Origin of the sequence: Mucilaginibacter sp. 5C4, assembly GCF_034345625.1 — a bacterium.
Lineage (GTDB): Bacteria > Bacteroidota > Bacteroidia > Sphingobacteriales > Sphingobacteriaceae > Mucilaginibacter > Mucilaginibacter aurantiaciroseus.
The window spans coordinates 1,950,289-1,975,156 of record NZ_CP133775.1 but is presented as its reverse complement, the minus strand read 5'-3'; the positions used below and the strand labels follow the sequence as shown (position 1 = coordinate 1,975,156).

General features: G+C 43.6%; 22 protein-coding genes. 10 read left to right on the top strand and 12 right to left on the bottom strand.

Translation table 11 applies throughout. The annotated features are described in order from the left end of the window. Nucleotides 1-678: an arylesterase gene (locus RHM67_RS09345; RefSeq protein ID WP_322231904.1), complete on the top strand. Its 678-nt coding sequence runs from the start codon at nucleotides 1-3 to the stop codon at nucleotides 676-678. Between the two features lie 350 nt (nucleotides 679-1,028). Here the strand turns inward: RHM67_RS09345 and fucP are convergent, their stop codons facing one another. Together fucP and RHM67_RS09335 are read right to left on the bottom strand one after the other, a co-directional pair. After that, complete coding sequence (gene fucP, locus RHM67_RS09340; RefSeq protein WP_322231903.1) at nucleotides 1,029-2,306, bottom strand: L-fucose:H+ symporter permease; 1,278 nt, start codon at nucleotides 2,304-2,306, stop codon at nucleotides 1,029-1,031. 42 nt (nucleotides 2,307-2,348) lie between these two features. Continuing rightward, the gene (locus tag RHM67_RS09335) at nucleotides 2,349-2,762 is read right to left on the bottom strand and encodes a hypothetical protein (RefSeq protein WP_322231901.1); all 414 of its coding nucleotides are present in this window, start codon (nucleotides 2,760-2,762) and stop codon (nucleotides 2,349-2,351) included. Between the two features lie 334 nt (nucleotides 2,763-3,096). Here RHM67_RS09335 and RHM67_RS09330 point away from each other — a divergent pair, with 334 nt between their 5' ends. Beyond that, the gene (locus RHM67_RS09330) at nucleotides 3,097-4,416 is read left to right on the top strand and encodes a DEAD/DEAH box helicase (protein ID WP_322231899.1); all 1,320 of its coding nucleotides are present in this window, start codon (nucleotides 3,097-3,099) and stop codon (nucleotides 4,414-4,416) included. A gap of 381 nt (nucleotides 4,417-4,797) precedes the next feature. Here the strand turns inward: RHM67_RS09330 and RHM67_RS09325 are convergent, their stop codons facing one another. The 3 genes from RHM67_RS09325 to RHM67_RS09315 form a co-directional block, all read right to left on the bottom strand. After that, on the bottom strand, nucleotides 4,798-5,025 hold the full coding sequence (locus RHM67_RS09325) for a VF530 family protein (protein WP_322231898.1): 228 nt from the start codon (nucleotides 5,023-5,025) through the stop codon (nucleotides 4,798-4,800). Between the two features lie 343 nt (nucleotides 5,026-5,368). Next, nucleotides 5,369-5,842, bottom strand: a complete 474-nt coding sequence (locus tag RHM67_RS09320) for a DUF4920 domain-containing protein (RefSeq protein WP_322231897.1) — start codon at nucleotides 5,840-5,842, stop codon at nucleotides 5,369-5,371. Nucleotides 5,843-6,137: 295 nt separating this feature from the next. After that, nucleotides 6,138-6,773 carry an alpha-ketoglutarate-dependent dioxygenase AlkB family protein gene (locus RHM67_RS09315; RefSeq protein WP_322231896.1) on the bottom strand — a complete coding sequence of 212 codons (636 nt, stop codon included), beginning with the start codon at nucleotides 6,771-6,773 and terminating at the stop codon, nucleotides 6,138-6,140. A gap of 36 nt (nucleotides 6,774-6,809) precedes the next feature. On the opposite strand from RHM67_RS09315, the gene RHM67_RS09310 reads away from it, so the two are divergent. Continuing rightward, nucleotides 6,810-7,034, top strand: a complete 225-nt coding sequence (locus RHM67_RS09310; RefSeq protein ID WP_322231895.1) for a hypothetical protein — start codon at nucleotides 6,810-6,812, stop codon at nucleotides 7,032-7,034. A gap of 83 nt (nucleotides 7,035-7,117) precedes the next feature. Further along, a complete protein-coding gene (locus tag RHM67_RS09305; RefSeq protein WP_322231894.1) occupies nucleotides 7,118-7,996 on the top strand; it encodes an alpha/beta hydrolase in 879 nt (292 codons plus the stop codon). On the opposite strand, the gene RHM67_RS09300 is transcribed toward RHM67_RS09305, so the two are convergent. The 7 genes from RHM67_RS09300 to RHM67_RS09275 all read right to left on the bottom strand — a co-directional run bounded on the left by RHM67_RS09300 (nucleotide 7,974) and on the right by RHM67_RS09275 (nucleotide 15,673). Next, a complete protein-coding gene (locus RHM67_RS09300) occupies nucleotides 7,974-9,230 on the bottom strand; it encodes a GAF domain-containing sensor histidine kinase (RefSeq protein WP_322231893.1) in 1,257 nt (418 codons plus the stop codon). The genes RHM67_RS09305 and RHM67_RS09300 overlap by 23 nt on opposite strands. Nucleotides 9,231-9,309: 79 nt before the next feature. After that, nucleotides 9,310-11,739, bottom strand: a complete 2,430-nt coding sequence (locus tag RHM67_RS09295) for a PAS domain-containing protein (protein WP_322231892.1) — start codon at nucleotides 11,737-11,739, stop codon at nucleotides 9,310-9,312. Nucleotides 11,740-11,868: 129 nt separating this feature from the next. Then, on the bottom strand, nucleotides 11,869-12,027 hold the full coding sequence (locus tag RHM67_RS20620) for an ATP-binding protein (protein WP_323514133.1): 159 nt from the start codon (nucleotides 12,025-12,027) through the stop codon (nucleotides 11,869-11,871). A gap of 202 nt (nucleotides 12,028-12,229) precedes the next feature. Beyond that, complete coding sequence (locus RHM67_RS09290) at nucleotides 12,230-14,404, bottom strand: TonB-dependent receptor (protein WP_322231891.1); 2,175 nt, start codon at nucleotides 14,402-14,404, stop codon at nucleotides 12,230-12,232. 53 nt (nucleotides 14,405-14,457) lie between these two features. Beyond that, nucleotides 14,458-14,763: a DUF6660 family protein gene (locus RHM67_RS09285; protein ID WP_322231890.1), complete on the bottom strand. Its 306-nt coding sequence runs from the start codon at nucleotides 14,761-14,763 to the stop codon at nucleotides 14,458-14,460. 41 nt (nucleotides 14,764-14,804) lie between these two features. Then, the gene (locus RHM67_RS09280; protein ID WP_322231889.1) at nucleotides 14,805-15,314 is read right to left on the bottom strand and encodes a hypothetical protein; all 510 of its coding nucleotides are present in this window, start codon (nucleotides 15,312-15,314) and stop codon (nucleotides 14,805-14,807) included. 50 nt (nucleotides 15,315-15,364) lie between these two features. Then, the gene (locus RHM67_RS09275; RefSeq protein WP_322231888.1) at nucleotides 15,365-15,673 is read right to left on the bottom strand and encodes a hypothetical protein; all 309 of its coding nucleotides are present in this window, start codon (nucleotides 15,671-15,673) and stop codon (nucleotides 15,365-15,367) included. 165 nt (nucleotides 15,674-15,838) lie between these two features. On the opposite strand from RHM67_RS09275, the gene RHM67_RS09270 reads away from it, so the two are divergent. The 6 genes from RHM67_RS09270 (at nucleotide 15,839) to RHM67_RS09245 (ending at nucleotide 24,738) form a co-directional block, all read left to right on the top strand. Then, nucleotides 15,839-16,138, top strand: coding sequence for a hypothetical protein (locus RHM67_RS09270; protein WP_322231887.1), 300 nt, complete (start codon nucleotides 15,839-15,841; stop codon nucleotides 16,136-16,138). Nucleotides 16,139-16,148: 10 nt separating this feature from the next. Next, on the top strand, nucleotides 16,149-18,722 hold the full coding sequence (locus RHM67_RS09265) for a DUF5686 and carboxypeptidase-like regulatory domain-containing protein (protein ID WP_322231886.1): 2,574 nt from the start codon (nucleotides 16,149-16,151) through the stop codon (nucleotides 18,720-18,722). Between the two features lie 47 nt (nucleotides 18,723-18,769). After that, nucleotides 18,770-19,246, top strand: coding sequence for a MarR family winged helix-turn-helix transcriptional regulator (locus RHM67_RS09260; RefSeq protein ID WP_322231885.1), 477 nt, complete (start codon nucleotides 18,770-18,772; stop codon nucleotides 19,244-19,246). A 106-nt stretch (nucleotides 19,247-19,352) separates the two neighbouring features. Beyond that, the gene (locus RHM67_RS09255; protein ID WP_322231884.1) at nucleotides 19,353-19,970 is read left to right on the top strand and encodes a TetR/AcrR family transcriptional regulator; all 618 of its coding nucleotides are present in this window, start codon (nucleotides 19,353-19,355) and stop codon (nucleotides 19,968-19,970) included. Nucleotides 19,971-20,273: 303 nt separating this feature from the next. Beyond that, the gene (locus tag RHM67_RS09250; RefSeq protein WP_322231883.1) at nucleotides 20,274-21,410 is read left to right on the top strand and encodes an efflux RND transporter periplasmic adaptor subunit; all 1,137 of its coding nucleotides are present in this window, start codon (nucleotides 20,274-20,276) and stop codon (nucleotides 21,408-21,410) included. Between the two features lie 118 nt (nucleotides 21,411-21,528). Continuing rightward, nucleotides 21,529-24,738 carry an efflux RND transporter permease subunit gene (locus RHM67_RS09245; RefSeq protein ID WP_322231882.1) on the top strand — a complete coding sequence of 1,070 codons (3,210 nt, stop codon included), beginning with the start codon at nucleotides 21,529-21,531 and terminating at the stop codon, nucleotides 24,736-24,738. Nucleotides 24,739-24,868: the final 130 nt, after the last annotated feature.

Genomic DNA, 24,868 nt, shown 5'->3' with positions numbered 1-24,868 from the left:
ATGCTTAATAAACTCAAAATAGCTTCTGCCCTTGCGCTAACCATCACCATTGCGGGCTGTGGCAGCAAACCTGCATCAACCAATACCACATCCACCGATACTACCAAAATAGCCACCAGTGCATCAACCAAAAGCATTTTGGTATTTGGCGATAGCTTAACCGCGGGCTACGGCCTTGATGATCCATCCGAAGCCTACCCAAGTGTTTTACAAACCAAAATAGATTCGGCAAAGCTACCTTATACCATCATCAACGGCGGCCTCAGCGGCGAAACATCTGCCGGTGGCAAGGGCCGCATCGACTGGATCCTAAAACAACACATTGACGTATTTGTGCTTGAGCTTGGCGCCAACGACGGCCTGCGCGGAATCCCGGTAACGGAAACCAAAAAAAACCTGCAAACCATTATTGACCGTGTTAAAGCAAAATACCCAAAAGCCAAACTGGTAATGCTGGGCATGCAGGTACCGCCAAATATGGGCGCCACCTACGTGAAAGATTTTAAAGAGATGTTCCCCAAGCTGGCTACCAAAAACAACATGGCGCTGGTACCTTTCCTGCTGCAAGGCGTTGGCGGTGTACGCAGCCTAAATCAAAAAGATGGCATCCACCCTACTGCTGCAGGTGCTAAGATATTAGCCAATAATGTTTGGGAAGTGATGAAGGGGGTGTTGTAGTTTTTAGTGCCCTGTGAGGAACGGCAGTGAGCAATATGAATCGTTAGTGGTAGTTACTTTCTTTTCTCTCAAAAGAAAGTAACCAAAGAAAAGTCGCGGCTTGGTAACACCCTGTATAAGTCAGTGCTTTATCAGTTTCTGTGCTACCCGTGTGTTACGCTATGCCGCAGTTTTAAGTAATTGTTCCGTTCGTCAGGCTCGTTTCTCTAAACCCCCATTCGCGCAAGATTAGCGCAGCGTATCTTGTGTGAAAAAACGTGGCAAGCTTACAGCTTGCGTCAGCTGAAAGCTGACACTATGTTTAGGCACAAGCTGAAAGCTTGCGCCAGTACATGTTTTTTTACTCTTCTCTAATGCCCGGTCCCCATTTCTACCTTCTTCACCTTCAAATTCCGTAACGCGAACCAAAGGATCATGACGAAACATATACCGGGAACGATGTACGCGAACTGGATGTTTGAAGCATCGGAGATACGGCCCATTATTGGGGGCAATACCGCGCCGCCTACTATCCCCATAATTACTAAAGATGAACCCAGCTTAGTTTGTGGGCCTAAGTCTTTTATGGTTAACGAGAATATGGTTGGGAACATGATAGACATGAAGAACAGCACCGCCATCAGCACATAAACAACGCCCGCACCATGTAAAGTTACCGCTGCCGCAATAAGGCCGATATTTATAATGGAATAAGTTACCAAAAGCTTTACCGGGTTAAATACCAGCATTAGAGCGGTTCCCGATAACCTGCCCAGCATAAACAGCAACAAGGCGATGCTTAACAATGTTGCTGCGCGATGCTCGCCAAAGCCGGCCACATGCTCGCTGTAGCGGATAAAGAAGCTGGTTACACAGGCTTGCCCGCCTACGTAAAAGAACTCGGCCAGTACGCCCGACATCAAATGTTTGTTTTTGGTAAGGGCTTTTATCCTGCCAAACAGGGGTTGATTTTCAATCGCACTTACTTCCGGTGATTCTTCTTTGATAACCGGGAACGTGGTACGCCAAACTAATATGGCAACCAATAACACTACGATGCTGATGATAACGAACGGTAATTGTACTGATGAAGCTTCGTTGTTTAAGTAAGATTCCAGTTCTGCCGGTGGCATGGCTTTCTCCTGCGCGGCCGTTAAAATCGTGCCCGACAGAATGAACGTGCCGCCAATGTACGGCGCAAAGGCTGCGGCCATTCCATTAAAGGTTTGCGCCAGGTTGATGCGGATGGTAGAGCTTTTTGGGTCGCCAATTAAGGTAATGAGCGGGTTGGCGGCGGTCTCTAAAAACGCCATCCCGGAGAATACCACGAACAAAGCCCCTAAAAAGAACGCGTAGTTGCGCACCGCGGCTGCCGGGTAAAACAACATAGCCCCTACCGAAAATAGCAATAACCCGAAAATAATACCGCCTTTATAGCCATACTTTTTCATGAACTGCGCCGCCGGGATAGGCAGCAAAAAATATGCGACGTAGGATGCGGAGTCTATCAGCGAGGATTGAAAATCTGTTAGCTGGCAGGCTTTTTTTAAGTGCGGGATAAGGATGGGATTAAGATTAAGGGCAAATCCCCAGATAAAAAACAGGGAGGTTATAAGGGCAACAGCAGCTAAACTTTTATCTTTTGACATTGTAAGGTGTTAAATTGGTGAGCTGAATATATATCTTTTAATTTACTTCCAGCTCATCCTTAGCGGCGATTCTACCGAAGGTGTAGCCTCATCATCCCAATAAAAGCGGATAATGGAGTTGCGCCAGTTGCCGGTAGGTGTCATCCATATATGTTGTATAGCACCTTCGCCGTTAATTTCGGCAACGGTATAGGTAGTGTGTTTTTTGATGATCACGCTTGGGCTCACTTTCCAGGTTTGGCCCAGGCCGCGCGATGCACCTGCGCCCGTGCCCGTGGTGGCCATGCCGCCTTTACCTTTTTCGCCGTTAAAATTTTCGGGACTGATGGAGCGGCTAACCGCGTCTGATGTGCGGTAGATGTTGCCCATGCCGGCGTCCAGTCCGTTAAATTTTTGTTGCGCGTGTGCGTGGGTAATGGCGCATAGCACCACTGCCAACAGTAAAAGCTTTTTCATAAATTAGAGCAGGTTTAATAAACTAATGTAGTAAATATCCATTTATGATACCATTTAACTCTGATGGTTTTCTAATTAAGATCTTTGAGGTTTGTGATGTGGTGATTAGCAATATTTACCGCTTTTTAGTTTACTCACCCCGCTACACTTCGTGCGCGACCCTCTCTGCTTCGCAAAGAGGGTGGGTGGGCGAAGCGAAGACCGGGTGAGTCCAAATAGCCGGCATACTGAACACAATATTATGAAAGATTAGCCAAGCCGATTTACGGATAATCACCCGGTTTCTTAAAAGCGGGATGGTTTTGGTATCTTTGCGCTCTTTATATTTTTTGAAATGGCGTGGGCAGAGAAATTTAAGCTGAATAAGCAATTAATAAAATCGGTAACAGAAGCTGGGTTTGATAACCCTAAAGAAATACAGTTAAAAACGCTTAACCGCATTATTGGCGGGCAGGATGTGGTTGCTATTGGCCCCGAGGGATGCGGTAAAACTACCGTGCTTGTGTTGGCTACGCTGAACCGATTTAAACACAGTGCCGATGGCGTGCCTAAAGCGCTTGTGCTTGCCCCCGACCAGGAAAAGGTGTTTGAAATACTGGCCCAGTTTGACAGGCTGAACAGAAACAAAACCATCCGTATTGTGAGCCTGCACCCCGGACAAACTACGGAGCAGAATATGGACGACCTTGCAGATGGATCTGACATTGTGGTTGCCACTCCCGACAGGGCACGCGCTATTTACCTAAAGCTTGGCTTGAACCTGAACAAGGTTGATTTCTTTGCGGTGGATGATGCGCAGTTGATAGTTAAGAAAGGTTTGCAACTCCCTGTTGTAGAACTGGCTAACAGTATTGGCCGCGCGCAGCGCCTGGTATTTACCGAGGTAATGCACGCCAAACTGGAGAAAATGATAGCACCGTTCATGCTGCAGCCCGCGACTATTGAGGTGGAAGAAATGCCCGAGGAGTTGTTGCCCGTGCATCCGCAGATCCTTTACCATGTACCCAACTTTGGCACCAAGGTAAACCTGCTGAACCTATTTTTGTATGACGAGGAACTGTTCACCAAAACGGTTGTGTTCACCAATACCCGCCTTACTGCCGAAACTATTTACAAAAGCCTGCATAACCGCCTCCGTACCGCGGTTACTACCATAAACCCTATGTCGTTTGAGTATAACAAGGTGAACGATATTGCCGAATTTAAAGCGGATAGCAGCCTGCGGGTGCTGATTGTGGCGAATGAAGGTACGGAGCACATTGATGTTACGGGTATCCCGTTCATTATTCACCTGGACCTGCCAGCCGAAAAAGAGGTTTATATACAGCATATTGAAAACCATGATATTGATGCCGCGGATGAAACCTTAGCTTTAACCTTTGCTACCGACCTGGAACTTGACCAGGTGCGCAAAATTGAGCAGACCACCGGCCAAAAAATGCAAAAAGCCGACCTGCCCGATGATCTGGTAATGGAGAAAGACCGCAAGCAGAAGGAAGAAGAAAAAGAGAAAATTAAAAAGCATACTAAAACAGACCCCAACCAATACGTACCCGGCGAAGCCTTCCACGAGAAGAAACCGGAGAACTCCAAAACATACAACTACAGCTCGGGCACCAAGGCCAAAATGAACATGAAGAAAAAGCACGGGTAGTGAAGTGAGTATGTAATGCCGAATTTATTTCGGCGTCTCAAATGCAATGTATAAGCATTATGGCGACTGTCCCGAAGAAACCTAAAACAAGTATTAGGATGATGATTTATTTACTAACTGAAGCCGTTTAAAAGACGAAAAAAGGCGGTCAAAATCCCATAAAAAGAGGTGTCCCATTCTGTCCCATTCAGAAACAAGTGGGACACCTTTTCATTTTTATTTAAATAACTGTATAACAATTTATTAAGATATTTTATATAAAATAACACTTTAAATAAAAATCGAAATTGTTAAAATGCAATTAATTGAATATCAAAAACTTAACTTATTCATTATTCACTGGTCATATTTAGTGGGACAGTGTGAGAATTGCCGACTGATCTACTTGTCTATGTCCTTATGAAATTCAACATACAAATCCTCAACCCTGGTGCGTGCCCATGGCGTTTTGCGGAGGAATTTGAGGCTGGAGTTTACGCTGGGGTTATCCAAAAAACAGTTGATGCGGATGCGGTAACCCATTTCGGCCCAGCCCAGGTGTGCTACTAAAGCTTTCAGGATAGCCTCTAATGTTTTGCCGTGCAGCGGGTCTTTTGATTGTTGCTCCATATGGCCGCAAAGATAATTTATTATTTACTAAGCTGAACCAATTCCAATGCTTTAAGCGTATCATTATATAACTGGTTATAAAGCCTCTTATCCAATATATTACGGCTAATAAGCTACTGCCCATCCCTACCGCGCATACGCCGGAACGAAACCACCCGGCAATATTACCTGCTTCAATCTCTACACCGCCTGTCGGTATAAACAACTGCCCCGGGAAAAGATCCCTGATGGAAGCAATAAACTCCGGACCAAGGATATTAGCCGGGAAGATCTTGATCAGTTTAGCAAACCAAAAAAGCCTGTAATTTCTTACAGGCTTTGGAATATAGAAATGTGTGTGATACTATTTCACTACCAAAACACCATCAGCCATAATAGAAATGTCTTTCTTAGGGCTGTTGATCATGGCTATTTCTTCTTTGGTTTTTCCGGCATCGGCAGCATAGTGTTTTAAGCGCTCAACAGAAGTTTCTTTCACTTTGGCTTTACCCTCTACCACTACAGTTTTGCCTACAATGTTTTGTGGCATAAAGTAAGCGTAATCTGTAAACTGCACCATAATTGGTGGGCCGTTAGCTTGCTGTAATTTCATAAAGCAACCTTTCTTTTTGCAAACTTCAATTACGGTACCGGTGATCTTTCCGTTGTACACGCTACCGCTGCTCAGGGTGGTGTTCAGTGCTTCGGTGCTTACGGCGTTATCTGCTGTAACTGTTTTCCCGTAAGTTACGCCGGCATCGGCTAACTTAATAGTGCTTTGTGCAAATGTGATAGCGCTAAAGCCAAGGCACATTGCTAACAGGATCAATTTCTTCATATAAAGGTTTTTATGATGTCTCTGTTTATAAAAATAACACTTTATTTCAATTTGCCTGTAACCATTCTAAATGGGCTTAAAGAAGTTAAGTTGATTGAATATTAAGTTCATATAAATAACATTACTATTTGATTATAATATATATATATAACTATATATTTCTTAATAGTTAAACAAGGTTTTGATGCTAATTTGACCAATGTAATTTTGTCAGGTGGATAATTTTCTGATTTATTGGAGACCATGATGCAGAACAGATCCTTCGCTATCGCTACCCATACAAATTGAAAAAACATTAACTGATCACCCTAAAAGTTAAATTGATCCGCTCCCTAAAAGCTTTAGAAGATTTTGGTACCTGGTGCTCCCAATTGTGTTGCAGGTCGCCCTTCATGATGAGTAGCGAGCCGTTTTCCAACTCTACCGAATACTTCAACTTATGGTCCTGTTTATGCCTTACATCAAACCGGCGGATCTGCCCAAAGCTTACCGAGGCTATTACAGGGCTTAATCCCAGCTCAGGCTCATCATCGGCATGCCAGGCCACAGAATCATTACCGTTGCGGTAATCGTTCAGCAGAACGCTGTTAAACGTTATTCCGGTGGCTTCGTCAACCCCTTGTTTGATGAACAGCAGTTCTGGTGTCCATGGATATGGATCATACTTTTTACCACTAAAGGCGTAGGTTTTGCTGTTATCGCCATACCATGCGGTAAGGCGGGGTGTATTTAGCAGCTTGCCATACATTTGAATGGTTTCCTGTTTCCACTGGATGGTGGTTTTTAACGCCTGCATAAGGTGGATGCTTTCCTCGCGAGTGAAGCAGTTTGGGCGATAGTCCATTAATTCCGCAGGAAGTTTGGGGGCCTGCCCTCCCCCATCAAAAATATTTAGCTGTTCCATCTCCACCAAATAACAAGTTTTCGGCATGGAAAGTGTTATAAATAATTCAAAATAAATTAAGTTATGAGTTCAGCATTTGTAAAAGAGGGCGAAGCCCGGTGGCTGCACGAGATAGACCCGCCTATGAAAGCCCTGCTGGTGTTTCTACAACACGAGAATGGCGGCATGAGGATCTATGAACGTAAGAATTATTACAATGCCACAGAGGGCCGCGACGTTTACCAAATGAGCGACGGCCTTAGCTACGCCAAAAACGACGAGAGCAAATGGTACATTGTGTGGGATTAATTGTTAAAATAAGTTAAACGGTAGCAGTAAATTAGTCATTACCTTTTTTTTGCTTTAACGTTGTATTACTTAACACCTACACTATGAAAACATTATGCCTTTTACTGGTAGCATTACTGTGGCCTTTTATTTTTGCCTGCAATTCGCCGCAAAAGAAATTAAACCTAACTTCAAAAGTTAGCCTGATAAGTAATAATGTCAGGATAGATTATACCGATACCGGTAAAGGTGATACTACACTCCTGTTTGTACACGGCTGGGCCATCAATAAAACTTATTGGGCCAATCAGGTAGCTTACTTTGGCAAGAGATACCGGGTTGTTACCATAGACCTGCCGGGCTTTGGTAAATCTGATAAAAACAGGGCCAAATGGAATACTGCTGCCTACGGCCAGGATATTAAAAACGTAATTAGCCAACTCAGCCTTAAAAATGTGATACTAATTGGCCATTCTATGGCCGGCAGCATCGTGTTGCAAGGCGCGATTGACGCGCCCGGGAATGTGATAGCGTTGGTTGGGGTGGATAACTTTAAATCGGTAGGCATCGCATCAACAGATAGCGTAAAGGATAAGCAGGAATACGCTAAGGCCATCGCTGCCATGAAGAAAAATTTTAAAGTTGTAGCCTTCGAATGGTTTAACCAGGGTTTGTTTTATAAAACCACCAGCAAAGCCATTAGAGAAAGAATCTTGAATGATGTTGCACACACCGATTCCACCGTTGCTATCGCCACACAGGAATGGGATGACTTTAATGATGCAGCGGCGCTTTTAAAAGCTAAAAAGAAGTTATACCTCATCAACAGCGATTACCAGCCTACTGATACTACAGGCCTGGTGGCGAAGAAGATCCCTTATAAATTATTGATCGTACACGATACCGGGCACTTCCCGATGGTGGAGAAACCAGAAGAGTTTAATAAGCTATTGGACGAAGTTATTGCCGATCTGAGATACTAACGGTATCGCCCATATCAACCAAAATATTCTTTTTGATGAAGAACACAAACACCGCGCCATCACCTATGCGGGATTCCGCGTGGATTATACCATCGAGTTTTTCTACCAATAGTTTAACCGTGTATAAGCCAAGGCCTTTACCCTTTTTATTAAAGCGGTCTAAGGTGTTAAGCGTTACATCTTTTTCGAAGATCTTGCCCAGGTTTTTCTCGGCGATGCCCATACCGTTGTCAGTAACTTTAAAGTGATAGCTATCTCCATCCTCTTTAAAAAGTATGTTTACAATACCTTTTTCTTTATCGTTATATCTAACGGCATTGGTAAGCAGGTTTAAAAAGATCTGTTCTAACGCAACTGATGAACATACCAATTCATGATCGTTACGGGGCATATTTATAGTGATGCTGGCCGGGACATCTACTAATTCAATTACATTCTTTAAAAGCACATTCAGCTTTAAAGTTTCCTGGTTTGATAATAAACTGGATGGCTGTGTAGAGTAATCCAGCATGTTATCAACCAGTGCCAACAAACGTTTTGATGCGTTGATGGTAAGCCCTGCAAGGCTGCGGCTTTTATGGTCGCCGGTGTTTTGCAGGCGCATTTGCAGTGCCTGCGATGTAAGCAAAATGCTGCTTAACGGGTTTTTTATATCGTGCGCAGCAGTAGAAGCAAACTTTTGGATAAACATATTTGCCTCCAGCAGATCGTCGTTACTTTTTTGCAGCCTGGTTATTTTACGGCGCAGTTCCATTTGGTTTAAAACCTGCTTGGCAAGTACCCGTAAGGCCTTTAATTGCTTCTCGGTAAGTTCTTTTGGTTCATGATCAATAACGCACAACGATCCAAGCGCGTGCCCATCCTCGTTAAGCAATGGAACACCTGCATAAAAAACAATTTTTTCATCGCCGGTAACCAACGGGTTAGTGGCAAAACGACTATCCTCTCGCGCATCAGGCACTACCATCACCTCATTTTTATTGACGATAGTATGCGCGCAAAAAGCGAACTCTTTAGGGCTTTCGCTTACTTTAACACCATATTTTGATTTGAACCACTGGCGCCTGTCGTCAACTAAGCTAATAAGCGCAATTGGTGTCTGGCAAATTTCTGATGCAAGTATGGTAAGCTCTTCAAAGTCTACTTCGAGAGCGGTATCAAGTATGTTATAAGACGCTAAGGAAGCTAAACGCTCACTTTCATTCTCAGGGACCGGATAGGATAGGGTATTCAATAGCTCTTAATTAGATGATAAAAGTAAAAATTAAAAATACCCTAACGATATTTTTACGGTCATATCCTACAACTTTTCGCTATTTTAAAGGTAATGTAAACCAAAATGTGCTGCCTTTGCCCAGCTCACTATCTACCCCTATTTCGCCGCCGTGTTTGCGTACAATTTCGGCACTAATGTAAAGGCCTAACCCCAAACCGGAGTTTTGGTAGCCGGATGCATCGGTACGGTAGTAACGCTCAAACAGGCGAGAAAGTTTTTCTGGCGCTATGCCAGGGCCAGTATCTTTTACAGATATTTTAGCCATTTTACCTTGTTTCTCTATAGAAAGTATAATTAGTTTTGAGTTTGGCGCGTACTTAACCGCGTTGTTTACCATGTTTACGATCACCTGGTCTATACGGTGTTCATCAGCGTTTACTTTCAGTTTTTCATCGCCCCGGGTTATCAGCTCATGCTTGCCGGCAACACGCACATGGTTGCAGCATTGGTTCAGCAGGTCAGCTATCGTGAAAGTCGACTTCTCCAGCCTCAACTGCCCCTCGTTCATCCGGCTAAGGTTAAGCAGATCCTCTATAAGGGTGCTTATCTTGTCCATACTGCGGTTGCTTTGCTCTATCAGCTTTGCCATCATTTGGGGTGAAAGACTATCCTTTTCTTTCATCCTGTCCATCAACTGCAGGGCAGCTTTGAGGCTGGTAACCGGGGTTTTAAGTTCGTGGCTGGCAATGCTTATAAAATCATCCTTTTGCTGGTCGTAAGCCTTGCTTTCGGTAATATCTATCATGATACCGGCAACGCTTTTGGGCTTATTGTCGTCATCATAATAAGCCTTACCGGTTGATTTTAGCCACCTTGGCTTGCTTCCATCTGCCGGGTTGATGATATACTCTACATCAAAACTTTGGTTTGTTTCCATCGACTGCTGTATCGCATTTTTAACCTTATCAACATAAGCAGGAGCAATAAGCTTTAAGGTATCCTTAAGTGTTAATTTAGCATTATCTGCCAAACCGTGCATTTTCTTACCCTGTTCAGATACTGTAAGGGCATCGGTACTTAACATTACCGACCATGTCCCCATCTCTGCCGATTCAATAGCTTGTTTTAGGGTATCCCTGGCCTTTTGCAATTCCTCACGAGCCTTTACCTGCTCGGTTATATTTGATACCGTTGTTAATACGGCTTCAACATTTCCTTCAAGATCAAACAACGGGTCGTAGGCAAAATCAATTATATAATTTACTTCACCCATTGGTGTTGCTATCCTTACATCTATTTCAGGGATGGCTAAACGTTCGCCTGTATTAAATACATTTTGCAATAATTGGGGGAAGGGCTGATCAATAAGTTCGGGAAAAACATCCATCAACTTTTTACCAATAGTTTGGTGGGGCGTACGGCTCCATATCTCGTACATCGGGTCGTTTGCAACCTCTATTACTAAATCGCGCCCGCGTAAAACAGTCATACCTATTGGCACGGTCATTACCATGCTGTTAAGCCTGTTTTGGCTTTGCTCAATTTTTTGGCGTGCTAAAACCTGGTCAGTAACTTCAAAGGCAATTACCATAATTGCTTTCATAAAGCCTTCGGCATAGGTAAAGGGTTCGTAAACAAAATTTACAAAAACTTGCTCAGTTATACCATTACGATTAAAGGTAAATTCGTGTTCGCTTGCATGGAATGCTATGTTTGTACTTATCACCTCGTTCATAATAGGGGCATAAGTTGATGCAGACTCCGGTACTGCCTCCCAAATGGTGCGGTTTTCCATAGCACTACGATGCCTGCCTACCAGTTCCAGGTAGGCATCATTGACCTCCTGTATCATCAGATCGCCGGCGCGGATAATGCAAATACCTACAGGTGCCTGCTTCATCATACTTCTAAACCTCGATTCGCTCTCGGCCAGGGTATAATTCATGGTTTGCAGTATCTCCTGCGACTCTGCCAGTTCCTCATTGGTAACCGTCAATTCTTCTATGGTTGAAGCCAGCTCTTCGTTTGATGCGCCTAACTCTTCGTTTGATGCCGCAAGTTCTTCGTTGGTTGACGCCAATTCTTCATTTGCGGCCTGCAAGTCAACCTCCAGTTGCATTTCGCGCTGGCTGCTCAGGTAACGGTCGGTAACATTAATTGCGGTATTTAACACACATATTACCGCGCCTGCCGCATTGGTAATGGCTTTATATTCAAAATCGAAGTAAAAGGGTTGTAATACGCCGTTCACTACAAGATCGGCGCGGGTTTCGCTCCCTGAAATCGTTTTACCTGTGTGTAACACGCTTTGCAATAAACCTAAAAATGGCTGGCCTTTTAATTCGGGCAGGGCATCTTCAAGGGGTTTGCCTATTACAGTTCTGTCTTTACCCCAAATAGCAATCATAGCATCGTTAGCGGTCTCGATGATCATTTCATCGGTACTGTGTATAGCGGTTGCGGTTTTTGCCTGGGTCAATATCTCCAGCAGTTGCTGGCTGCTAAATTGGCTCGGATAAGTAGTCATTAATTATAGTGGCGTAAAAATGTTTAACGTATTAATATTTTTAAGGAACTGATAACATTGAAAAATATGGAACAAAAATTTCGACAAATGTATGGCATATATTTATATAGAGCTATAAGTTTTATACAATTAAAGTGGTATGGTAAACCAAAAGGTACTACCCTTGCCTAATTCGCTTTCGGCGCCTATTTGTCCCTTATGTTTACGCACAATTTCTGAACAGATGTATAGCCCAAGGCCGGAGTACTGGATACCTGAATGATCGGCCCTATAATAACGGTCGAACAAATATGGTAATTTAGCAGGATCTATCCCTAGGCCATTATCCTTTACAGATATTTAGCCATGTTGCCTTCTTTGACTACTATCAAATAGATCTCGAGCGAGTTTGGCGCATATTTTACCTCATTCTAAGGGTAAACTTACGGCTATCTGAAAATTTGAATAAATAATAAACTATAGAAGTTTAAACATTGTTTCGCCTTAAAAATTAAAGTTTCAGCTTTATACCGCCATTAACCACAAAGCCATCCAGCGGCGCGTAAATATCCCTGAACACCGGATTGCTGATGCTGCCTGTATAAATAGTATCAAACTTAGTCTGGCGGGTATCTGTCAAATTCTCGAAGTTAATAAATATGGAAAATCGTTTCCACAACCGCTGGGCCATAAACCCGGTAGTCCAATAGGCTTTACCCATAGCGCCGTCGTTTAACTTTTGGGGACTAAAATAATAAGCCTCTGCCCCTATCTTCCAGGCATCTTCAATCTCGTACATTAGTACATTGTTTAGGCGATGTTTTGACACCAGGGTATACTCGCTGATTTTGTTGCCTATATGCTGCGTAACATCGGCATAAGTGTATCCCACAAAAAGCTTAATGTTACCATAGGTTATTTTCACATTGGTTTCTATGCCTTTGGTGTTAAGATCGCCCGGCGGTTGTTGGTATTGCAGGTTACCGTTTGATAGCGCGTTAAGTAGAATAGGATGCTCGATGCGGGTGTAGAAGAACAATTGGTTGATGCTAAAGCTCCCCTTACCGTCTAATATAGTTGTGCGATAGTTGACATCGTAATTAGCCCCGTAAGATCGTTCGGCCATTGTATTGGCAACATCTAAAGGCAGCACATTACGGAACTGGATGCGCTCGGCATCCTCTGTAAACACATTGGGGCCCTTGTAACCTAAGCCTCCGCCTAAACGGGTTGAGAAGTGCGAATTTATCTTCCACAATCCCGATAGCTTCGGCAAAAACATGAAGCCGTATTGGTTATGATAATCGCCACGGATGCCGGTTTCAAGTGTAATGGCTTTACCAACATTCCATGTGTTTTGGACAAAGCCACCGATGGTATTGTTTTGATAGCTGCGTAAAGGGAAGCTGCTGTTGCGGTTCTCGTTAAACTTATCCGTCAGGAAATTAAGCCCAAACACCCAGTCGGCTCTCTCCATATTGCTGATGTAATTTACTTCAGAATAAGTAGACAACTGCTCGCCCGAGAAACGGTAACCGGGCAGGTTAATGGTACGGTCGTAAAAGCTAATGCTGTTTTTGAGCACCAGTTTTTCTGATGTGCTAAGCTTATGCACTAATTCGGCCTGGGTACTGTAGCGGCCGGTTTTATTTTCTTCGAAGTAGGAATGCGCGGGGTCATTATCACCCTCAATATAATGCAGATCGCCCCCTATGCGGTTCTCTACCGTGGCGTTGATGCCGGCAGTAAGCGTGGTTTTATCATTAAAATAAAAGAAAAGCTTGGGATTGAGCGTATAGCGATTGTACTTGGGGATAGCCGTCAAATCAAGATCTGACGGATCGTAAGCCGTACCATGATTATAGGCCGCATACACCGTAGCACCAATCTTTTTAAACTTTTGCGCGTAAAAAATGCTGGCATCTAACCCTAAGGCCGATGTACCGTTTAGCAATAAGTTTAATTGTCGTTCTTCTGTTGGTATTTTAGATACCAGGTTAACCAGACCTGCAATAGCCCCGCCACCATACAGAGTTGATGAAGACCCTTTGATCACCTCTACCTGTTTCAAATCCAATGGGGCAACCTGCAACAAGCCCAGGCCACCCGAAAAGCCGGAATATAACGGAAAGCCATCGCGGATGATCTGCGTGTATTTACCATCCAACCCCTGGATGCGGATACTGGAGTTACCACTGGTAGCCGATGTTTGCTGGGTTTGGATGCCCGTGCTTTCGGCAAGTACCATGCGAATATCGCCGGGTTTCATGTTACTTTTCTCATCCAGCTCCTCGCCGGAGATCACCTCAACCCTTGTGGGAATATTGGCAATGGTGCGGCTGCTGCGGGTGGCAGAAACTGTTACCTCGTTTAATTCGTTTTCTTCGGCTTGCAGCAAAACCAGCATCGACTCTTGCTGATTAATTGGGAAAGTTAAAGTATCCTGCCGGTTAACGTAACCGATATAACGGAATGTTATAACCTGTTTACCATTGGGGATATTGAGTAATGTAACAAGGCCTGATGTATCTGTAGTAGCGGCAATGCTTGTGCCTTGTAATATAGCGGTGGCGCCAATTAGTGGTTGTTGGGTTGCCACGTCTTTTAAAACAGCCTTAAATGTATTTTGGGAATATACTGTAGCAGTACAAAGCAGTGCTGTAAAAAGCACGATAAGTTTTTTCATGTTTTGTGATTAGAATTAATACCGAATTTGAGGCCAATTGGCACATAAGCGGATTAACCTAATTGAGGAGGCTGCCAGATAGCGAGCACTACATCCTTAATATTGGGCTGCTGGTAAACCGGGTAAGTTTGGATGGCGTTAACAGGATTTACCGGCAAAGTAATGGCTGTTGTTTTGGTAATGGTAAAACCCGCGCATGTGCCGCAAGAGAAGAATGGCGAACAGCCCGCGCAATCTTTGGCTTTACTTGTACTATTCTTCTCCGTTTTTACAGCCGCATCACAATTACTATCTGTACAGCAAGGCTTAACAGACAGGAATACAACGATGAATAAAAATAGGATGCAAAGCAGTTTCATTGCTGCAAAACTATCAATTTAAATTTATGGGGATAATAAAATTACATAGCAAGTGTAGTGCCTTTCTGCACCAGCTCGGTATAGGTATAAAACTTGCAGAGCGGCAGGCTGGTATTATAGCATAATTTAATGCGGATAGCCTTTAAGCCGGAAACGCCCTGCAGGTCTTCAACCTCTAATAACTCCACCTCGCTATCCAGCATGTTTTTGGTTTGCAGGAAACGGATGTAATTGAGATACTCCACCTCTTCCTCGTGGTTAGAGTAATCGATGGTTAATTTGCCAACGGTGGTTAAACGATCTGTAGTGCCTTTTACAAAGGCTATGTCAATACGTTTTTTAACGATCTCGAACCGGGCGTTGTACGTACCATCCACATCAAAACGTTTTTCATCCATCCGGAAACGGATAGACATATGCAGGCTGAACACCAATATCAGCGAGGTGACATCCAGCGGATATGGCAGCGTATCTCGCATAAAATGATGCTCCAGTTCCATCTCGCATAGCACCTGCATTTGCCACAAACGCAGGCTATACAGATAATTCATATCGAATGCCTTAGCCGGCGCTATGGTTGCACCAATTTACATATTATGCTCTATGCCGTCGGTTTTAAAGCGCTCGAAATAATGCGGGAACGCTTCCAGTGCCTGCAACTGTGCTCTATCCAGCAAATGGCCATTTTCTCGTTTATCAGCGATACCGTAGTTTCGTACTTACTAATACCCCTACGGCCAAGTTTGAAGCTTTGGAAAACAGGTTGAGCCAACACATCTCTGCCGATAAGTGTTGGCAGGCCACTCCGAAGAAGGCTGGTACCCTTACGTGTTCCTAAACTTAAGGATCTAACAAGGCAAAGCAACTCGCTTTCTTTCAATTTATAGCTTTGAACGTGTATTTTATACACAATTGCTTTGCTATACCTTTTTCGCTATAAATTGATGGTAAAATAATCCTGACTGTCATACAACTATCCACATCACTGACTTTTGTCATCAAAAAGTTAAATAGTAAATTCGGTTGACGAATATCGTCAACTTGGTTTACCTTTGTTGTGTTATTAAGGATTACAATGAAAACGTTAACTCTACCTCAGCAAAATTTAAGCGCTCTTTTCAAAAGAAACACAAACCATACCGCTGTTTCACAAAATACCGTATCTACCTCAACTTCAGGCAGCAAAAAAGGCATGTCTGCAAGCGAGTACATCATCAGTGCGTTGGGCGAAGGGTTTAAACAAAACTTTTTAGGTGCCGATATCAATATGGAGTTTTTAACCCTTACTCTTCGCAACTATGCAACATCAACCGTTAAAGCACTTCGCAAAATGGTGGATAAACCTGCCAAACAACAAAACATCAACCAAACGTAATTCACATTAAATGAAAATACTTTTTACTCAAATCATAAATAAAATCGCGGTGCTGCTGTTAGTACTGCTTTCGACGGTTACGGCGCTTCATGCACAAACCATTGTGCGCGGTGTGGTAACAGATGCCAAAACAAAGCAGCCTATGAGTTACGTAACGGTAACATTTGCCGGTACAACACAAGGCGCAGCGGGCACAAACGGCCAGGGCCACTACAGTATCTCCACTAACGATGCCGGCATCAACCAGATTCGGGTATCATTTGTGGGCTACCGTTCGGCAACACGTACTATTACCCCGGGCCAAGACCAAACCATCAACATCGCTTTAACCGAAGACAATCACTCGTTAAGCGAAGTGGTAATCAAATCGGGCAAAAAGAAAAAATACACCAACAAAAACAACCCTGCTGTTGAGCTGATCCGCCAGGTAATTGCCCACAAAGCACAAAACCAGGTGGAGAATTATAATTATGCCGAGTATAAACAGTACGAGCGTATGAATTTCTCGTTAAGTAACCTGAGCGATAAATTCCGCAGTAAAAAAATCTTTAAAAATTACCAGTTCCTGTTCCGCAAACAGGATTCAACTGCGATTGGTGGCAAAACTTTGCTGCCGATGTACCAGGAAGAAAAAACATCTGATAATTATTTCCGCAAGGCTCCATATGCTAAAAAACAGATCGTAACTGCCAACAAGCAGGTAAAATACGACGAAAACTTTGTAGATAACCAGGGCCTTACCGCATACTTTAACCGTATGTACCAGGATATTAACATTTATGATAACAACGTATCGCTGTTGAGCAACCAGTTGTTAAGCCCTATATCTAACAGTTCGCCTGAGTTTTATAAATTCTTTATTACCGATACGCTTAAGGATGTACAGCCAAACCTTATCGAGTTAAGTTTTACTCCGCGCAACACCAACAACCTTTTATTTGAAGGCAAGATCTACATTACCATGGATGGCAACTATGCCGTTCAGAACGCGCATTTAACCGTCAACAAAAACATCAACCTTAACTTTGTAAGGCAAATGCAGGCCGACCTCTCGTTCGAGAGAAACAACGACGGCCGTTATCACCTTAGCCAAAGCGATCTGAAGATCGAGTTTGGGATCAACAAAAATAAAGGTGGTGGTATTTACGGCGAGCGTTTGGTTAGCGTTAACAACTTTGTAATTAACAATGCCCGTACCGACGAAACCTACAAAGGCCCTGCACAGGTTATAGCCCTTAATGCCGAAGATAAAGACGATACCTACTGGCAAATGACCCGCCCCGATACTTTGGACGCGGCGTCTGCAAGCATCTATAAAAATATCGATAGTTTGCAAACCATCCCATCGTTCAAAAAAACAATGGATATTGCTACACTGGTATTAGCCGGGTACAAAAACTATGGCGTGTTTGAAGTTGGCCCTGCCAACACATTTTACAGTTTTAACCCGGTAGAAGGTTTCCGCGTTCGTTTAGGCGGCCGTACCACACCAACCCTTAGCAAACGTGTTTACTTTGAAACGTACGGTGCTTACGGTGTGCGCGATGAAAAATTCAAATACTTTTTAAGCAGTACTTACTCGCTTAATAATAAATCCATCTATTCGTTCCCGCAAAACTACGTCAGGGCAAGTTTCCAGCACGATACCAAAATACCGGGCCAGGAACTGCAGTTTGTACAGGAAAGCAACTTCCTGCTATCATTCAAACGTGGCGCGAATGACATATGGTTGTATAACGACATCCTGAGGTTTGATTATGTGCACGAGTTTACCAACCACTTGTCGTACACGTTAGGTTTCAAAAAATGGAACCAAACCCCTGCAGGTGCTTTACAATATCAAAACATATTGCCAAGCGGCGCTTTAAACAACGTTAACCTGATCCAAACCACCGAACTTTCGGCACAGATCCGCTGGGCACCGCACGAGAAATTTTACCAGGGTAAACTATACCGCACCCCAATACCAGACAAGTACCCTGTCTTCACCCTGAACTATACACAGGGTATTAAAGGTGTATTTGGCGGCGAATACAATTACCAGAACGTGATGGGTAACATCAGCAAACGCTTTTACCTGTCGCAATTAGGTTTTACCGATGTTAGTACCGAGGGTGGGGTGGTGTTTGGCAAAGTGCCTTTCCCTTTATTGGATATCCACCACGCCAACCAGACGTATGCGTTCCAGTTGCAATCGTATAACTTAATGAACTTCCAGGAGTTTGTGAGCGACCACTACGCCAGCATCGCTATTGACCATAACTTTAATGGCTTTTTGTTTAACCGCATCCCATTGTTAAAGAAACTGAAACTGCGCGAGATAATAGACGTAAAAAGCCTTTGGGGCGGTGTACGTACCGAGAATAACCCGAATAACGACCCGTCTTTACTACGTTTCCCCGGAGCATTAAACGGTGGCGCGGGCACTTATGCCTTAGGCAGCACCCCTTATGTTGAAGGTAGCATTGGTGTAGGTAACATATTTAAATTGCTTCGTGTAGATTTTGTAAAGAGGTTTACTTACCTGAACAACCCGGGCGCGCCTGAGTACGGTGTAAGGTTTTTTGTGAAATTCGATTTTTAATATATATTCGTAAACCTGGTTGATATTTAATTGTTATTGATACTATTATGGCAGAAACTTGTGTAATGACCGAAGAAACCAAAAAGGTTGCCCCAAAGCTGGTGTACCTGCTTAAGCGCCTTTTGGATGAGTGGATGAGCAAAAAACTTTGCCGGATAGACCAGCCTGGCTTTAACAGCGCGCATTTGCCGTTGTTTATGAGTATAGGCAAAACCGGGATCTCTAACAACGAGCTGGCTGCCAAAATGAATGTGAGCAAGCAGGCCACCAGTAAAATGGTGAAAGAGCTGGAAGCAATTAACATGGTACGCAGCGAGAAAAGTGCCGACGATGCCCGTGTGGTAATGTTATATTTTACAACCGAAGGCGAAGCTTTTTATTACAACCTTAAAAGCCAGGTTGCCGACCTGGAGAATGAATATAAAAAGGTTGCAGGCACCAAAAATTACGAAATTGCCATTGAAGTGATGCTGAAACTTGTAAAGTTTCATGAAGAAAATAACTGCACCGGGCAAAAATCATAAAATAGTTTAAATTATATTAAGCAAATGACATTAGGATGAAACGGTTTATTATTTACCGTTGTACATTTGCTTAACACTGTTAAATAACCTAATAGGACTAAATACAATGGCCAGCAAGGATAGGATATTACGATTGAAAGAGGAAACCAGGGTAAACATACTGGAGGCCGCTTTGCAAATTGTTAAAGCAGAAGGATGGCAGGCACTGAGTATGCGTAAAATAGCGGACGTTATTGAATATACCGCCCCTATGATATATGAGTACTTCGCAAACAAAGAAGCGATACTTTTAGAACTTAACCGCCAGGGTTATTTAAAGCTGGCAAAGCAATTACAGGAAGCAAAAGACAAACACACCTCGCCGGCCAATCAGCTGGAAGCAATGTGGTTAAGCTACTGGAATTTCGCTTTTGCTAACAAAGAGCTTTACCAGGGTATGTTTGGTATCACAACTACCTGCGCCTGCGAAATGGTAAACAAATTACCTGAGGCCAAATTACCGTGGAACATCATTTCTGCCTCTATTGGCAAATTGATGAATATACAGGATATGGAATCGGAAGTTATTTGTACCAAGTACTATACTTTTTGGTCGGTGGTACACGGGTTGGTTTCTATCAACCTGTTAAACCGCGGCGACTCTGATAAAATAAACAGGCAAGTATTAAGGGATGCCATCACAGGCATAATAATTTCCATCACCCCTAATTTGCAACACATCTAAGTACTGGTCGTAATTACCGGCATTACTCAAAAGTTCATTAAACGTTAAAACTCACAGCTCATGAAAACTATAATCACTTCTGCATTCCATTACTTAACAGTGTTAAATAATTTACCAATGTTAATAACTTCTTTTTGTTGTCGTTAGCTACGGTGATAATCAGCCACAAAAACTCAATATATACTATCGATTACAACAATACTTACAAGCATGCACAATACAACAAAAACAACCGACACAATATATATTAACAGCCTCAGGGCTGCACTCACTCCCATTAACTCATCATCAAAACTAATCATCATGAAAATCATCTTAGCAGCGATCATCGCCATCTCCATATTTAGTTGCGGGCCAAAGCAGCAGGCACCACAGGCACCACCCCCACCGGCATTACCGGTAGCAGCAGTAACAACAGGTAACCAAACCACTTACCAGGAATACCCTGCATCTATAGAAGGTACCGTGAACGTAGAAGTTCGCCCGCAGGTAAGCGGTTCATTAGATAAAGTATTTATTGACGAAGGCGCTTTTGTAAACGCGGGCCAGCCGATATTTAAAATAAACGAGCAGCCATACCGCGCAGCATTAAACAACGCGTTAGCAAGTTTACACGCCGCAGAAGCAGCACAAGGCAACGCGCAGATAGAAGTTGACAAATTAACCCCGCTTGTTGCCAACAAAGTAGTATCATACTACCAGTTAAAAACGGCTAAAGTAACTTTCCAGGTAGCAAAAGCCAATATCGAATCGGCTAAGGCTAATGTGGCAACCGCGCAGATCAACTTAGGTTACACCCTAATAAAAGCACCGGTTAGCGGTTACATAGGCCGCCTGTTAAAAAAACAAGGCAGTTTAGTTACCCCGCAGGATGTTGAAGCTTTAACACAATTATCTGACGTGCACGAGGTACACGTTTACTTCGCCCTTGGCGAAAAAGATTTTGTAAGCTTTAAAGAACAATACGCAGGCAACACCATAGGTGATAAGCTTAAACACTTACCATCAGTAGCATTATTATTAGCCGACGGCAGCGAATACGCTAAAGCAGGTAAAATAGATGTGATTAACGGTCAGTTTGATAAAACTACCGGCGCTATCACCGTAAGGGCAACCTTTGCTAATCCGCAGGGCTTATTACGATCGGGCAATACCGGTAAAATTCGCTTAAGCCTTCCGCATCCAAATACATTGATAATACCGCAATCGGCTACTATCGAAATGCAGGACAAGATCTTTGTTTTTGCCTTGGCAGATAGTAATAAGGTTAAAAAATTACCTATCACCATTGAAGGTACAAGCGGCGAGAACTACCTGGTTAAAGATGGCGTTAAAGCTGGCGACCAGATCGTACTAAGCGGTATCGACAAATTACAGGAAGGTATGGTTATAGCCCCGCAAAAATCTGTAGATAAAGCAGCAGCTGTAGCTAAAAACTAATCTGAGAATAGACACAAGAATTTAAGAATCAAGAAACAAGATATGAGGAATTGGGCTGATGCCGTTTGGTGTCTTGTCTCCTGCTTCCTTATATCCTGCCTCTCTAAATAAAAAGATCATGTTTAAGAAATTCATAGACAGGCCGGTATTATCAACCGTTATCTCCATACTATTGGTGATAGTAGGTATACTTGGCTTAACCAAACTGCCCTTAGAGCGTTTCCCAAATATTGCCCCGCCGGCCGTATTGGTAACCGCTGTTTACCCGGGCGCAAATGCCGAAACCATATTACGGTCGGTAACACCTTCTCTGGAAGAAGCAATTAACGGTGTAGAAGGCATGACCTACATGACCTCTACCGCAAGTAACGATGGTACACTTGGTATCACTGTTTACTTTAAACAAGGCACCAACCCTGACCAGGCAGCTGTAAATGTACAAAACCGCGTTTCGCAGGCTACCAGCCAGTTACCTTCCGAGGTTGTGCAATACGGTATAACCACTACAAAACAGCAAAATAGTTTTATTGGTGCGATGGCCATCTATACCGATGATCCAAAAAAATACGACGCCACCTTTGTTGCCAACTATGCGCAGATCAACATCGTACCCGAGATTAAACGTATCCCGGGTGTAGGTTCGGCACAGGTGTTTGGCGGTGTTAAGGATTACAGCATGCGTGTTTGGTTGAACCCGGCACAAATGGCAACCTACAAAATTACCCCTGCGGAAGTTATGGCCGCTATACAGGATAAAAATGTTGAAGCAGCCCCGGGCCGTTTTGGCGAGCGCAGCGATAAATCATTCGAGTACGTAATTAAGTATAAAGGTAAGCTTACCAAACCCGAGGAATATCAGAACATTGCTATTCGTGCCAATGCAGATGGTTCTGTATTACACCTTAAAGACGTTGCACGTGTTGAATTGGGTGCTTATTCTTACAACAGCTACAGCAACCTAAACGGTAAAGACGGTGTTATCATCGGTATCATCCAATTATCGGGTTCAAACGCGAATGAGATCCAGATACAAATTGATAAGCTAATGGAGAAAGCCTCTAAAAGCTTCCCTATTGGTATCAAATACAACCAATTCTATCGTACCAAAACAGATTTAGATGAATCGATCACCCAGGTAGAGCATACGCTGATAGAGGCCTTTGTGCTTGTATTTATAGTAGTGTTCATCTTCCTGCAAGATTTCAGGTCTACCCTTATCCCGGCCATAGCTGTTCCGGTGGCTATTATCGGTACGTTCTTTTTTATGCAATTGTTCGGGTTCTCTATTAACTTGCTAACCCTGTTTGCTCTCGTATTGGCTATTGGTATTGTGGTAGATGATGCCATCGTGGTAGTAGAGGCCGTGCACGCCAAAATGGAACACGATCCAAGCCTCAGCCCTAAAAAAGCAACTACCGAAGCTATGCACGAGATAACCGGTGCTATTATATCCATTACACTTGTAATGGCGGCGGTATTCCTGCCGGTAAGTTTCATGAGTGGCTCCGCTGGTATATTTTACAAACAGTTTGCATTAACCATGGCTATCGCCATCATTATATCAGCTGTTAATGCATTAACTTTAAGCCCGGCCCTTGCTGCACTGTTCTTAAAGAACAAGCACACAGCTGGTGGGCACGATGCACCTAAAAAGGGTTTTGTAGATAAATTTTATGCCGGTTTTAATGGTGGTTTTAACTTCATCACCAACAGGTATGTTGGCGGGTTAAAATTGCTTATCAAAAACAAATGGATAAGCATGGCCGGCCTTGGGTTGGTTATTATTGCCACCGTATTTATGGTGGGCCGAACAAAAACCGGTTTTATCCCAACCGAAGATCAGGGCTTTGTGGCTGTAGCGGTTTCAACACCATCGGGTACATCGTTAAACGGCACCAACAAGATCTTCAAACAAGCAGAAGAGCAGTTAAAAACCTTACCATCAGCGAGGTTTGTTACTGCGCTGTCGGGTTTCAACTTCTTAACACAGTCAAGCAGCCCCTCTGCGGGTGTTATCTTCCTGTTACTAAAACCTACCGATCAACGTGGCGATGTAAAAAATATTGATGAGATACAAAACATTGTACGTGGCAAATTAGGTGGTGTACCGGGTGGAACATTTTTTGTGTTCAGTTTCCCAACCGTACCGGGCTTTAGCAACGTAGAAGCGCTGGACGTGGTGTTGCAGGACAGGACAAATGGTAAACTGGATAAGTTTAGCGGTATTGCCAATAATTTTATAGCCAAGCTAATGCAGAAACCTGCTGTTGCTTATGCCTTTACATCATACAAAGCCGATTACCCGCAATTACAATTAGAAATTGACGATGACAAGGCTAACCAGTTAGGTGTAAGTGTTAAAGACATCCTATCTACCATGCAGGCCTACTTTGGTACCGCGCAGGCGTCAGACTTTAACCGCTTTGGTAAATACTACCGCGTGGTGGTACAGGCTGATATTGCCGACCGTACCGACCCTACAACTATCGACCGCGTATTTGTGAAAAATAAAGCAGGAGAAACTGTGCCTATCAATACTCTGGTTAAATTAACTCGTGTGTATGGCTCAGAAACGGCATCACGTTACAACCTGTTCAATTCTATTGAGGTTAACGCTATCCCTAAGCCGGGTTATAGTTCGGGCGATGCTATTAAGGCTATCGAGGAAACGGCTAAAGAGCAGCTACCTGCAGGTTTTGCATACGAGTTCTCGGGCCAAACCCGTGAGGAGATCTCATCGGGCGGGCAATCTACCGTTGTATTCCTGCTATGTTTGGTATTTGTATACTTCCTGTTATCGGCACAGTACGAAAGTTATATCCTGCCATTGGCGGTTATCCTTTCTATACCAACAGGTTTGTTTGGTGTATTTGCTGTACTGGGCTTAACCGGTATAGAAAACAACATCTATGTACAGGTAGCGCTCATCATGCTAATCGGTTTGCTGGCTAAAAACGCTATCCTTATCATAGAGTTCGCGGTACAGAAGCGCAAGTCGGGCATGAGCCTGGTCAATTCAGCCATTGAGGCTGCAAGATTAAGGATCCGTCCTATTGTGATGACGTCGCTGGCATTTGTATTCGGGTTATTCCCGATGAGTATCGCGACCGGCCCATCTGCACAGGGTAACCACTCTATTAGTATTGGTGCTGCTGGCGGTATGGTGTCTGGTGTAATCTTAGGTCTACTGATCATCCCGGTACTGTTCGTGATATTCCAGCATTTGCAAGAAAAAATTAGCGGCACCCCGCTATCACGTCACCTGGATAAAAATTACAACCCCGATGCCAATGGCAATAAACCTGTTGAAGCATTAGAAGCACACTAAGCTGGCCTCACCCCAACCCCTTCCGTGGGAGAGGGGCATTTAACAACAAAGCTACTTTCACCCTCTTTGCGCAGCAGAGAGGGTCGACAAGCGGAGCGATGTAGGGTGAGTAAATCACCAATTAGAAAAA